Origin of the sequence: Microbacterium sp. NC79, from assembly GCF_019061125.1 — a bacterium.
Taxonomy (GTDB): domain Bacteria; phylum Actinomycetota; class Actinomycetes; order Actinomycetales; family Microbacteriaceae; genus Microbacterium.
Genome location: NZ_JAHQYI010000001.1, coordinates 296755 through 310220, shown reverse-complemented (window position 1 = coordinate 310220; position 13466 = coordinate 296755). Strand labels below are relative to the sequence as shown.

7 protein-coding genes are annotated in these 13466 nt (G+C 65.9%); 4 read left to right on the top strand and 3 right to left on the bottom strand.

What is annotated here, in order from left to right:
* Window positions 1-91 precede the first annotated feature (91 nt).
* The 4 genes from KTJ77_RS01355 (at window position 92) to KTJ77_RS01340 (ending at window position 8910) form a co-directional block, all read left to right on the top strand.
* Window positions 92-823: an alpha/beta hydrolase gene (locus KTJ77_RS01355; protein WP_217336728.1), complete on the top strand. Its 732-nt coding sequence runs from the start codon at window positions 92-94 to the stop codon at window positions 821-823.
* An 898-nt stretch (window positions 824-1721) separates the two neighbouring features.
* Complete coding sequence (locus KTJ77_RS01350; protein ID WP_217336727.1) at window positions 1722-3338, top strand: ABC-F family ATP-binding cassette domain-containing protein; 1617 nt, start codon at window positions 1722-1724, stop codon at window positions 3336-3338.
* 87 nt (window positions 3339-3425) lie between these two features.
* Window positions 3426-8144, top strand: coding sequence for a crosslink repair DNA glycosylase YcaQ family protein (locus tag KTJ77_RS01345; protein WP_217336726.1), 4719 nt, complete (start codon window positions 3426-3428; stop codon window positions 8142-8144).
* Window positions 8137-8910, top strand: a complete 774-nt coding sequence (locus tag KTJ77_RS01340; RefSeq protein ID WP_217336725.1) for a DNA-formamidopyrimidine glycosylase family protein — start codon at window positions 8137-8139, stop codon at window positions 8908-8910. Before KTJ77_RS01345 ends, KTJ77_RS01340 begins: the two co-directional genes overlap by 8 nt.
* Before the next feature lie 34 nt (window positions 8911-8944).
* Here KTJ77_RS01340 and KTJ77_RS01335 read toward each other — a convergent pair whose 3' ends face one another.
* From KTJ77_RS01335 to KTJ77_RS01325, 3 genes are read right to left on the bottom strand one after another with little or no spacing between them, the layout of a single operon-like run.
* On the bottom strand, window positions 8945-11638 hold the full coding sequence (locus KTJ77_RS01335; RefSeq protein WP_367948792.1) for a multicopper oxidase domain-containing protein: 2694 nt from the start codon (window positions 11636-11638) through the stop codon (window positions 8945-8947).
* A complete protein-coding gene (locus tag KTJ77_RS01330) occupies window positions 11635-12726 on the bottom strand; it encodes a hypothetical protein (RefSeq protein ID WP_217336724.1) in 1092 nt (363 codons plus the stop codon). The genes KTJ77_RS01335 and KTJ77_RS01330 overlap by 4 nt, the downstream gene beginning before the upstream one ends.
* Window positions 12723-13442 (bottom strand): metalloregulator ArsR/SmtB family transcription factor, encoded by a 720-nt coding sequence (locus tag KTJ77_RS01325; RefSeq protein WP_254367470.1) that lies wholly within the window; start codon window positions 13440-13442, stop codon window positions 12723-12725. The genes KTJ77_RS01330 and KTJ77_RS01325 overlap by 4 nt, the downstream gene beginning before the upstream one ends.
* Window positions 13443-13466 lie beyond the last annotated feature (24 nt).

Sequence of the window (13466 nt, the reverse complement as noted above, 5' to 3'; positions counted from 1 at the left end):
TGAATGGCCCGGGCGGGTGGGTCGGGCGGCGTGTGGGCCGGGAGAAGTCCCGACTGTGGCGGTGTCGGAGGGGCATGGCAGGATGGTGGCCATGTCGAATATTCCCGCTATCGACCCCGATTCTGTGCTGTTCTCGGCCCCGGAGTCTGCCCGTGCCGGCCGCCCCGTCGTGCTGCTGTTGCACGGCTACGGGTCTGATGAGCGTGACCTATTCGGACTGGTTCCGCACCTTCCCGACGAGTTCGTCTACGTTGCTGTGCGCGCTCCTCTCACCCCGCCCTGGCCGGCACCGGGATACTCGTGGTACCCAATCGAGGGGCTCGATGGCCGTTCAGGCGAGCACGTCACATCGGGTGCTGAGGCGCTCCTGACCTGGCTCGATACCCAGAACTTCGCCAACGTTGGCGTCCTCGGTTTCTCCCAGGGCGGCGCCATCGCGCTCCACACATTGCGGCTTCGCCCGCAGTCCATCGACTTCGCCATCAATCTTTCAGGATATCTAGCGGCGGGCGAACTTCCCACCGATGCCGAGCTCGCGGTGCTCCGCCCGCCCGTTTTCTGGGGTCGCGGCACCCACGATCAGGTCATTCCACCGCACCTCATCGAGCACACCACCGCGTCGTTGCCCACCCTTGTTGAGCTCTCGGGCCGCGTCTACACGGGGCTCGGCCACGCCGTCTCCCAGGAAGAATTGCTCGACATCGCGGTCTTTCTCCGCAAGCGCCTCGACGATCTTGCTGACCCCGCCACCGAGGTTCCGGGACCAGCGGCTGACTCGGCAGCGCGCTCGTCGTCCCCTCAACCCCAAGACGACTCGCGCTAATCCTCGCCCGTTCTCAGCGGCGCTTAACTGATAACGGCGTATTGCCATCGGCAGCGTCCCGCTCCCACCATTAGCGGACCCTCCGCTCCCGCCCTTGGCCGAGTCCCGCTCCCGCCCTTGGCCGACCCTCGTTTGGTCTCGCTCCGCAGGCTCAACCTGCGGTCCGGTTACTCCTTGGCATCTCTCCGCGGCCTCAACCTGCGGTCGTGTTACGGCCGTCGCGCCAAAACGCGAAACTCCGGTATCTCGGCACCCCGTTTCGCGCCCGCAATCCAGTTATGCATGAGCCTTGCCAGTTACGCATGAGCGAACGCCCGGAAACACCGCGAAACGACCTGTTTTCCGGCCTGGAACGCGTTCCACTCATGCATAACTGAAACCGGTCATGCATAACTGGAAAAACGGGGTCATGCAGCCGAGCTTCCGGTGCCGCCCGAAGCGTCCGCGATTCGGGACGTTGCGCGACGAGTCGCGCTAGCCCGACCCCCGTTTGGTCTCGCTCCGCGGACTCCTCGGCCGCTCTCCGCGGACTCAACCTGCGATCCGGCTACGGTCGTCGCGCGAAGCCACCAAACGCGCGAGCGTCGACACGCCCGGAATTCGCTTTTCGGGCGTGTCGCGCGTTACGATAACTCCGCCCTGTTCGCAGAACATTGGAATGAAGTGACTGGAATCGACGCCCGCGCATAAGCGCTGATTCGTCGACCACTTCTGTGGCATCACTGCTTGACGGCGTGCATCGCACGCCCCGCAGCTGAGTCACACTGGCCTCCCCGATTGGGTGAGCCTCTTGGCGACGGCGCAGCGTATTCCGCGCCGGTCGCCAGCCTTTGCGCTTGGTGTGCCTGCGCATCAGAAATCGCGGCGTCGTTGCCACGCCGCTGAAACGGAGGCCCCCATGTTTAATCCCGCTGTCGTCATTGACAACCTCTCTTTTGCCTGGCCGGACGGCCAGGTTGCGCTCTCGTCGGTTTCCGGCAGCTTCAGCGCTGCCCGCACCGGATTGGTCGGGCGTAATGGTTCGGGCAAGTCAACGTTGCTACGTCTGATGGCCGGAGAACTCACGCCAACGACCGGGCACGTACGCGCTAACGGCTCGATTGCGATGCTGCCGCAACGGATTACCGCCGCGGCTGATCTTCCGGTCGCTGAACTGCTCGGCATCGGCGGCGCACTGCGCGCGGTGCGTGCGATCGAAGCCGGCGACGTTGATCCCGCGCACTTCGACACCGTCGGTGATGATTGGGACGTCGAGTCTCGCGCGCACGCTGCGCTCGCTGACATCGGTCTGCCGCCGGAAGCGTTGGAGCGCACGGTGGGCACGCTCTCCGGTGGCGAGACCATGCTCGCGGCGATCTCCGGGTTGCGGCTCGCTGGCGCCGATATCGTGCTCCTCGATGAGCCCACCAATAACCTCGACCACCACGCCCGCGAACGGCTGTACCGGCTCATTTCGGCGTGGCCCGGCACCCTCATTGTGACCAGTCACGACATCGCGCTGCTCGAACTCATGGATGAAACGGCGGAGCTGTACAACAACGAGCTCACCGTTTTCGGCGGGCCGTACTCCGCGTTTCGTGCGTGGCTCGATCAGGAGCAGGACGCAGCGCAGGCGGCGGAACGCGCCGCGAAAGCCGTCGTGAAGCGTGAAAAGCGCGTGCGGATTGAGGCAGAAACGAAGCTCGCCGGCCGCGAGCGCACCGCCGCGAAAGCCGAGCGAAACAAGCGCCTCCCGCCAATCGTGGCCCACAACCGCCGCATGCAAGCGCAAGTGTCGGCAGGAAAACTACGCGTCGATGCCCACGAAAAGGAGAACACCGCACGCGCCGCCCACGACACCGCGGAGCGTCGTCTGCGCGATGACGATTCGATCCGCATCGACCTGCCAGATCCGGATGTCTCGGCCGCCCGTCGCATCGCAACGCTTCGGGATGCGGAGCGGGAATGGATCATCCGCGGGCCGGAACGCGTCGCCCTCACCGGACGAAATGGCGCCGGAAAGTCCACGCTGCTGCATCGCCTCATCGAGCCAGAACAGTCGGAACCATCAGCTGCGTTGGCTGCGGAAGGGCTCACCGCCGCCATCACGGGAGAGCTCCACACTGACAGGGTGCGCTTCTTAAGGCAGAGCGATGATGGTCTCGACGACGAACGCTCGGCTGAGGAGAATGTGCGCGCCGCCGCGCCCCACCTCGCGGATCGCGAACTTCGCAATCGCCTGGCGCGGTTCCTCATTCGCGGCGACGCGATGATCAGGCCGGTGGCAACGCTCTCCGGCGGGGAACGTTTTCGGGTCGCGCTCGCCGCGCTCCTGCTCGCCGAGCCCGCACCGCAACTGCTGATTCTGGACGAACCGACGAACAACCTCGACATTGACACCGTCGACCAGCTCGTCGGCGCCCTGTCTGCCTACCGCGGCGCGATCCTCGTGGTCAGCCATGATCAGGCGTTCCTCGATCGCCTCGGAATCACTCTTACCCTCGAGCTCTCCGACACGCTCACCTCGGTAACGTGACCGCTACAACCAGCCTGGGTGGTTCCAATTCGCTCCCGGAACCACCCAGCGGGCCCGAATGTCGGAGGCAGGGATAAGAATGGTGGGGTGAGTGATGTTCTGAATCGATTCGGTGCGGCGACGCGCGAGTGGTTTCAGGGCGCCTTCACGAAGCCCACGACGGCGCAGACCGGCGCGTGGGAGGCAATTTCACGCGGCAAAAACGCCCTCGTGGTGGCCCCCACCGGTTCCGGCAAGACGCTGTCGGCGTTTCTCTGGTCAATCGACCGGGTGTTTCATGAGCCGCGCCCGCCGGGCCCACAGCGCACGAGCGTGCTCTATATCTCGCCCCTCAAGGCACTCGGCGTTGACGTCGAGCGCAACCTCCGCTCGCCGCTGATCGGTATTTCGCACGCGGCGCGGAGACTCGGAACCGAGCCGCCAGCCGTCACTGTTGGCGTGCGTTCCGGCGACACCCCCTCCAACGAGCGCACCAAGATGGTGCGCAACCCACCAGACATTCTCATCACGACGCCCGAGTCGCTGTACTTGATGCTCACGAGCCGGGCCGCTGACACGCTCAAGGGCGTGCACACCGTCATCATCGATGAGGTGCACGCGGTCGCCGCGACCAAGCGTGGCGCGCACCTCGCCGTGAGCCTCGAGCGTCTTGACAACCTCTTGGAGAAACCCGCGCAACGCATCGGGCTTTCCGCCACCGTCCGCCCCATCGATGAGGTCGCGCGCTTTCTCGGCGGGTCGGCGCCTGTCGAAATTGTGGCTCCGAAGGCGTCAAAAACCTTCGACCTCAGCGTCGTGGTGCCGATCGATGACATGACGAATCCGCCCGTTCCCGAGACGGACGGCGCCGATTGGTTTGACGCGGATGGCCCGGTACTCACCGAAGTCACCGGGTCGGTCTGGCCGCATGTCGAAGAGGCGATCGTTGACCGCATCGTGGCAAACACCTCAACGATCGTGTTTGCCAACTCGCGCCGCCTGGCCGAAAGACTCACGGGCCGGCTCAATGAGATTTACGCCGAGCGCTTGGGCCTCGGCATCGACGGGCAACCGCTCGATCTCGGAGAGCCCGCGGCAGACACCGGAACCAAGAGTGCCGGGCGTGCGGCTTCGTCGGCGACGAAGCCGAAAATGCCCGACATGATTGCGCAATCCGGCCTCAGCGCGGGTGTCGCACCCGTGCTCGCCAAGGCGCACCATGGTTCCGTCTCCAAAGAACAGCGTTCGCTCGTCGAAGAAGAACTAAAGAGCGGCCTGCTGCGCTGCGTGGTCGCGACGTCAAGCCTCGAGCTCGGCATCGACATGGGCGCCGTCGATTTGGTGATTCAGGTTGAGGCACCACCCTCGGCCGCGAGCGGTTTGCAGCGTGTGGGCCGCGCCGGCCACCAGGTGGGTGAGATCAGTCGCGCCGCACTCTTTCCCAAGCATCGCGCCGATGTTTTGCACACCGCGATCGTCACCGAGCGCATGCTGAACGGCCAAATCGAGGCGATCGCGATTCCGCAGAACCCGCTCGATATTCTCGCTCAGCAGACGGTCGCCGCCTCCGCACTCGAGTCGCTCCACGTCGAGGATTGGTTCGACACGGTCAAGCGATCGGCACCGTTTCGCAACCTGCCACGCTCCGCGTTTGAGGCGACGCTCGACCTCCTCGCGGGCAAGTATCCGAGCGAAGAGTTTGCCGAGCTCCGGCCACGCGTGGTGTGGGATCGCGACCTCGGAACCATCACCGGGCGCCCGGGAGCGCAACGGCTCGCGGTGACAAGCGGCGGCACGATTCCTGACCGCGGCCTGTTCGGTGTCTTTGTGGCGGGCGAATCGCGCGGCGCCCGCGTGGGCGAGCTCGATGAGGAGATGGTTTACGAATCACGCGTCAATGACGTGTTTACGCTCGGCACAACCTCATGGCGCATCGTGGAGATCACGCACGACCGTGTCAACGTTGTGCCCGCCTTCGGCCAGCCGGGCCGCCTGCCGTTCTGGCACGGTGATGGCCTTGGCCGACCAGCCGAACTCGGCGAAGCGCTCGGCGCCATGAGTCGCGCGCTGATCGCGGCGCCGCGTGAAAAGGCGGAGGCACGACTCGCGGAGGCGGGCCTCGACGAGAAAGCCCGCGACAATCTGCTTGCGCACCTCACCGAACAGCGCGAAGCCACCGGCACTCTGCCCACCGACAAGACCCTCACCGTTGAGCGCGGCAAAGATGATGTCGGCGACTGGCGCCTCATTTTGCACTCACCCTATGGCCGTTCCGTGCACGCGCCGTGGGCGCTCGCCATCGGATCCCGCATACGCGAACGCTTGGGCGTCGACGGCGCCGCCGTAGCCGGTGACGACGGCATTATCGTGCGCGTTCCCGATGCGGTGAGTGAGCCGCCTGGCGCCGACCTGTTCGTGTTTGACGCCGACGAGCTGGAGCAGCTCGTAACAGAAGAGGTTGGCGGATCGGCACTTTTTGCGTCTCGGTTCCGTGAGTGTGCGGCGCGGGCTCTGCTCATGCCGCGCGTCAATCCGCACAAGCGCACACCACTGTGGCAACAGCGGCAGCGGTCGGCGCAGTTACTTGAGGTGGCGCGCAATCACCCGACATTCCCCATCATTTTGGAGACGCTTCGCGAAGTTCTCCAAGACGTTTACGATCTGCCTGCGCTGCTGCGAATCACGCGTCAGATTGCCGAACGACAGATTCGTCTGATTGAGGTTGAGCCCGCGCAGGCGTCGCCATACGCGAAAGACCTGTTGTTCGGTTACGTCGGCGAGTTCATGTATGAGGGCGATTCCCCCCTCGCCGAGCGCCGTGCCGCCGCACTCAGCGTTGACCCCACGTTGCTCGGTGAGTTGCTCGGCAAAGTCGAAATGCGCCAGCTGCTCGACCCCGACGTCATTACCCAGTTCGAGGCCGAGCAACAGCGTCTTACCCCCGACCGCCGTGCCCGCGGCATCGAAGGTGTCGCCGACTTGCTGCGCGTTCTCGGGCCGATGACCGCTCCGGAACTCGCATTACGACTGCAGGGTTCCCAGGTGCCCGAAGACACCACCGCTCCCCCGCAGACCCCCGACAGCGACGACGCCAGCGCACCCCCGCACGACCCCGGGCATGCAACCGACGCTGAAGCAGCCGCGCTCGCGAACGCCCTGGTCGATGCCCGCCGGGCGATCGTCGTGACAATTGCTGGCGAGCAGCGTTTCGCCGCGATTGAAGATGCCGGCCGCCTGCGTGATGCTCTGGGCGTTGCACTGCCCGTCGGCGTTCCCGTCGCCTTCTTGGAGCCCCTCGCCGACCCACTCGGCGATCTGGTCACCCGCTTCGCACGCACGCACGGTCCGTTTGCCGTCGAGCGCATCGGCACCTGGCTGGGGCTCGGTGTCGCCATCGTGCGGCACACCCTGCAACGACTGGAATCGGCCGGGCGTATGCAGAGCGGATTCTTTCTCCCCGAGGGCCGCGGCGACGAAGCCGAGTGGTGCGACACCGAGGTGCTTCGTCGACTGCGTTTGCGGTCCCTCGCCGCCCTCCGTGGCGCCGTAGAACCGGTCGCCCCCGAGGCGTACGCACGGTTCTTGCCTGATTGGCAGCACCTCACACGGCCCCTGGAAGGCATCGACGGTGTCGTCGCCGCGATCGACCAGCTCGCTGGTGTGCCGATTCCGGCAAGCGCATGGGAGTCGCTGATTCTGCCGTCACGCGTGCACGACTACACACCTGCCATGCTTGACGAACTGACTGCGACAGGCGAAGTGCTGTGGGCGGGGGTTGGCGCCCTTCCGGGCCGCGATGGCTGGGTCAGCCTGCATCTTGCTGATTCCGCGCCGTTGACGTTGACGCCACCCCTGGGTGAGGTCGCCGAGGGCAGTCTCGGTCAACGTCTCATCAACATTTTGAGTGCGGGCGGCGCCTACTTTGCCGCACAGCTACGACAACTCTCTGACGCCGAGAACGAGCAGTCCGTGATCGATGCGCTGTGGGAGCTGGTGTGGGCGGGCCGCATCACGAACGACACGTTCGCGCCGCTTCGCACCCTGACGGGCGGGGGCAAACAAGCGCACCGCGTCACCCGCAAAACCCCGCGCGCCCGCTTGTACCGTGGTTCCGCCACCCGCACCAGCCTGCCAACGCCGCCCCGACCGCCGGCCCTCGGCGGCCGCTGGTCGCTGCTGCCGGAGGCGAGTGAGGAGAATGCGCAGCGAGTGGCCGCGACCGCCTCTCTGCTGCTGGATCGCTACGGTGTTGTCACGCGTGGCCCGGTGCAGAGCGAGCAGATTCCTGGCGGCTTCGCGCAGGTGTACCGCACCCTCGCCACGTTTGAAACGGCCGGTCACTGCCGACGCGGTTATTTCATCGAGAAGCTGGGTGCCGCCCAGTTCGCAACCAGCACGACCATTGATCGCCTACGCCAGTTTTCGCAGCTCAACGATCCGCCACCGCTGACCGCGATCACCCTGGCCGCAACCGACCCGGCCAACGCGTACGGCGCGGCACTCAGCTGGCCTGCCCTCGACGGCGTTAAGCACCGTCCCGGGCGTAAAGCGGGCGGCCTCGTCACACTCGTCGACGGCGAGCTCGTCCTGTATCTGGAACGCGGCGGCCGCACAGCCCTCGCGTTCACAACGGATGAGGACGTGCTCCGCGCCGCCACCGCAAACCTCGCCCAAACGTCGCGAGCCCGAAAGCTCGAGACGCTGACGATCGAGCAGGTCAACGGCGAGTTTGTCTACACCTCGCCCATCGGCCGCGCCCTGCGCGACGCCGGCTTTGTCGAGTCGACAAAGGGCCTCACGTTCCGCAAGGTGGGCCCCGGTGCCTGAGGGCGACACCGTCTACCGCACCGCGAACCACCTCGCGCAAGTGCTGATGGGCGCGACGATTACCGAGTTCGACCTGCGCGTTCCCGGCTCCGCCACCGTAGATCTCACCGGCCTCACCGTCACCGACGTGGTTCCGCGCGGCAAGCACATCCTGCACCACATCGGCGACTACACCCTGCACAGTCACTTGCGCATGGAGGGGTCATGGCACATCTATAAACGCGGAACCACCTGGCGTCGGCCCGCTTTTCAGGTGCGGGCTGTGGTGGGTTCCGACGCCGTGCAAACGGTTGGCTTCGACCTGTCTGGCGTCACCGTCGTGCCCCGCGAGCGCGAGCACGAACTCGTCGGGCACCTGGGCTCTGACCCGCTCGCCACAGATTGGGACGCCGCTGCAGCCGCAGCCGCCGTTGCCGCCGATGAACGCCCCGCGCACGTCGCGCTTTTAGACCAGCGCAACGTCGCCGGCTTCGGCAACGAATATGTGAATGAGATGCTGTTTGTCGCGGGCATCGACCCACACCGCGCCGTCACCATGGACGAAGCGTTTCGTCTGATGACAATAGGCGAGCGGATGATACGCGCGAACCTCACCCGACGCGGCCGCGTCTTCACGGGAGACGCCCGCCCCGGCCGCGCCACCTGGGTCTTCGGCCGCGAGCGCGAGCGCTGTCGCCGCTGTTCCACGCCGCTACGCGCCGACCAGCTCGGTGCCGACCCCACCAAGCTGCGCAACGTGTTCTGGTGTCCGCGGTGCCAGCAATAGCGGCCCAAAAAAGGGCGAGGTCGGAACCAGGCGGCTAGTCGGTCACCTCGAACAGCCCGTGGGCGCCGCGTTCCGCATCAACCATGTAGTGCGACACAAACGGATAGCTGCCCGCCTCGCTAAACTCCAGCTCGACAAACCCGCCCTGCGCCGGGGCGAGCGCGAGTGCTTGCGATCCGGTCGACGCCGACTGGTTCAGCAAGTAGGCACCCTCAAACCACACCGAGTCGAACTGCCCGCCGATGACGTGAAAACTTGTCGCGCGTTCAATGCCGGCATCCAGCACCCATACCCGCACCCGTTCACCAACGCGGGCGGGCAACGGGTAGGCGTCGTACTGTGCCGCAGCCCCGTTAAACGTGACGATGTCGGGCGTACCCGCTGCAATCTTGTCAACGTCGACCGAACCGCCAGTGAAGGTTCCGGCCTCCCCAATACCCAGGTAGTACTCGGACTGCACGAGCACATAACTGCGATCCACAGCGGGCAGGTCGTCAGGCTCGATGACGACCGCGCCATACATGCCGTTGGCCAGATGTGCGGTCATCGGCATCGTGGAGCAGTGGTACATCCAGATTCCGGCTTTCGTCGCCGTAAACGTGTAGGTGAGCTCTTCACCAGGCGCGATCGTGCGCATGGGCTCGTTGGGCGCGAGCGCCCCGGCATGAAAATCAATCGAGTGACCAAGTGACGCATCGTTTTTCAGCGTGATCTCGAACGTGTCACCCACCCGGCCGTGCAGCGTCGGCCCAGGCGCGGTATCGGCGAATGTCCACAGTGTCTGCGTCACACCCGGCGCCACCTCAACCTCGGTATCGCGCACCACGAGCGTCTGCTGGTGCGTCACCGGCCCTGCTGCCTGCGGCAACGGTGACAGCGCGGCGGGGTAGGGCGTGAATTCGTCGCTGAACGGTTGCATCAGATCGACCGTGGGCGTGGCGGAACCATCGGCCGGGTGGTGAGGTGCGGGCGCGTCGTCAGCAGCGGGAGCGCCGGTGGCAATCACGGTGAAGGTCATGCCCATTTGGCGGTGCCCGACGATCGAGCACCAGCCGTCAACGTCAGCGGTGATGATGCCGACATCAATGGTCTTTGACTCGCCGGGAGCGAGACGTGAACTGGTGACGCCATTAGCAAAGACGAGGTCATGAACCTGCACGTCGTCGGTGTTCGTAAGTTCGACGATAAGCCGCGTACCCACCGGCACTTCAACACTGGCCGGACTGAATCGCATGTCAGCTGCTGAGACCTGAACCGTCTGCACCGGGGCATCGGGTTGGGCGTTCGCCGCCGCACCACTGGGCGGTGACGCGATGGGAACAGGCGAGATCGCGGCGCAGACCGCGACGGCAAGCACGACCGCGAGGAGCCCCGCGACCCCCTGCCCCGCGCGCTTGCCTGACTCAATGCGGGCGGTGGCCGAGTCATCAGGTTCCGCACGGGGAGCGCGCGGCGCAGTTCCTGGTTCCGCTTTCGCCCGCCGCTGCGCCCGCATTGCGGCGAACATGATCGGCACGAAAGCGGCGGCCGCGACGAGATAGAGAATCGATACGACGACGAGCGTGAGGCTCGACACCGGCAACACGTAAACAAGAAGCGATGCGTTCACGATCGCAACGCGGGCGGCTGCGTACCGGTCAAACTGTTCGTTGCCTGCCTTGACCGCCCGTGGTCCACCACCGAGCACCACCGGAATCAAATAGCTCAACGCGCCGAGCAACACTTGCACGACAAAGCCTGCCGCCAAATACGGCACCGCACCGTGCACCACCCGGTGGGCGGCGGTGGTGACGTCGCCGTGAGCCAGCGCGACGATCATGCCGATGATGACGGCCGCGAGCGCGCCGGCCCACCACACGATTGCGGCCCCCATCGACATCGCGGCAAAACTCGTGGGTGGCGCTTGACGGGCGGCCCAAACGAGGGACACGGCGATCACGATGATCCCTGCCAGGTAGCTGGCGCCACCCGCCGCCAGCATGATGGTTCCGGCCACCGTCACCGAAGTGAGACTCGCGCCGATAGCGGCGACGACAACGCCGATCAGGAGAAGGGGAAGTGCCCGCGTCGCACCCCGGGCCGCACCCTCGGCTGCCTTCGTGCGCAGCACCGTCGGCCACAGCGTCACGACGGTGCCAGCGACGGCGAAGCCGACCCAACCCAACACGTTGATGATCGCGTGCGCGAGGCCGATGCCGGGGTCTCCCCCGCCGACGCCGAGCACGACAAGCACGCCCACCGTGGCGCCGAGCGCGAGCAGTGCTGCACCGAAAATGTAATAGCGAACGGTGCCGCCGAATCGTCCGGGCAGGCTCGCGCGCACGCGCCGCACGAGGATGCCCGCATGCCACGCCACCGCGCCGATGAGGGCGAGTGCACCGACGATAACCACGGGGGTGAGCTGGAGCGGCACCCCGAAAAGCACGAGGGCGGCGCCGCCATTGGCGAGTATGAGGCGAATGTCTTCCCGGCGACGCTCGAGCACGGTCGCTCGGGTGCGCAGAAGCGCGTACGAGAAGTACTGGCTCCACACCAAGATCGCGTGGGTGGCGGCCCCCAGCAAAAACAGGTGGATCAGGAGCCACCGCGGCATCGGGATGTATCGGTGTGTCAGTGCGGCCACAATCGCCAGCACGATCCACACCACGGTGGGAATGTCACGCATGACACGAAAGCCGCGCCCCGGTGCGTCGCCGGGGCCGGGGCCACGCGTTGTGAGCAGACTCACGATGCGCTCCGATCAGTCGCGCGCGCCAGGATCGCGCTCGTGATCGCCGTTGCGAAAAACAGTAGCAGCGCGATCGCGCCGAGCACGCCACCCCACTGTCTTGCCACCGGCCAGCCCATCGCATCGCCGCCCCAAATGCGCACGATCAGGGAGAGGTGCAGTAGAGCGACCGGAACCCAAAAAGCCGCCCGGTAGGGAAGGCGAATGGAGAGCACGGCAGGCAGAATCGTCGTCGCGTGCGCCATGATCATCGAGAATGTGTATCCCACCAGCACGGCGTGCACGACGGCGTCATATGTCTCGGTGCTGCGGGCCGGGTCTCCCGTGATCAGTAGGGTGACGCCGGCAACGGCCAGCCACACATAACCCGCCAAAATGCAGGCGGCCATGTACCGGGTGACGCCCGTGGCCTTAATGGTGTGCCTGGCGACATCGTGCTGAAGAAGCCACCAGGTCAACGACACCAGCACCGCACCCAGCGCGATGGCACCAGCCTGGGGCAGCGCGACCCCAATCACAAGCGCCGCCGTCACCGCCCATGCGTGAATCATCAGCCTGGTTCCGGCCCCCGCGCCCATCGTGATGCGCGCAAGTTCCACCCGCTCGGCGGCGATCGTCAGCACCAAAAACGCAATAAGCCATCCGATCACCTGCGGCATCGAGGCATCCCCAAGCCACAGAATGGCGCCAGCCGTGGCAAGCCCAGCGGCGAGCAATTGGGTGAGCAGGGCCGCATCGTATTGACGACGCCACAGCGGCACATAGACCAGCGTGAACGCGGCCAGTCCCGCGACCATAACGGCTTTGCCTACCGTGATCGGCAGGGCATCGACGAGCAGGAGAACGCCGCCGAGGCCGAGCAGGCCGGGCGCGATGAAACCGTACCAGCGGCCGAGCGCCGTGGCCCGCTCAAGGGAAACGAGGGTGGCCACGAAGCCGATCGCGAGCAACATGCCGTGCACGTCGGCGAGCCGGGCCATGGTCAGCGGCGCGGGAAGACCAAGCAGCAGGATGCCAGCGTTCAGACCCACGATGAGGGCGAAGGCTGCAGGCACCATCCAGGCCAGGCGCCACGGCCGTGCTTTCATGCCGATGTCCGCAACAGCAGCGAGCACGTGCCCGGCGCGGTGAACGGGAGGAGCTCAACGTCGAGGCGAGCACCCCGTGAACGCACGATTCCTTCGACCATCGCGGCGTGGGCGTCGCAGACGACGCGGTTGTGTCCTTCGGCTGCAGCCAGCAGCGGACACGCGTGGAGCTCAATCAGGGCATCGCGCGTGGCGGGCGGTTCCGTGTCGAGCGGCTCGGTTGGTGCGAATCCCTGTGCTTGCATGACGTGGCGCACAACACGACGAGCGGCGGCGTCATCATCGCCCTCCGCCGTGGCTCCGGCAGCGATCGCCTCGGCATCGGCGGCGAGCCGCTCACCCCAGGCCACCCCCGCGTCGTGCGTTATTTGGCGCACGTGCTGCGAGGTTCCGCCCGGTGCTGTCATCGCCCGAGCCAGCGCATCGGCCAGCATCACGGCGAGACCCGCATACGGCTCGCGGTCTTCCACGCGCACCGCAGACCATTCGATCGCGGGGCGCCCCCGGCCGGTCACGGGCTTGGTTGAGCGGCGGATGAGCCCCTCAACGTGCAGGCGTTCCAGGTGGCCGCGCACGGTGTTTTCATGCAGCGCGGTCGCGGCGGCAAGGTCACGAATCGAGATGGGCCCGTGCGCCTCAATCGCGCGCAGCACGCGCTCGCGCGACTGGCGGAGCCGAGAATCCTGCGAAAACGAAGGGGATGAGTCACCCACCATATTATTCACGGTACTTATTGTACT

Excerpts from the sequence above, each read along its gene's own strand:
- KTJ77_RS01330 (WP_217336724.1), bottom strand. The coding sequence starts at position 12,726 with ATGAAAGCACGGCCGTGGCGCCTGGCCTGGATGGTGCCTGCAGCCTTC.
- KTJ77_RS01355 (WP_217336728.1), top strand. The coding sequence starts at position 92 with ATGTCGAATATTCCCGCTATCGACCCCGATTCTGTGCTGTTCTCGGCC.
- KTJ77_RS01325 (WP_254367470.1), bottom strand. The coding sequence starts at position 13,442 with ATGGTGGGTGACTCATCCCCTTCGTTTTCGCAGGATTCTCGGCTCCGC.
- KTJ77_RS01350 (WP_217336727.1), top strand. The coding sequence starts at position 1,722 with ATGTTTAATCCCGCTGTCGTCATTGACAACCTCTCTTTTGCCTGGCCG.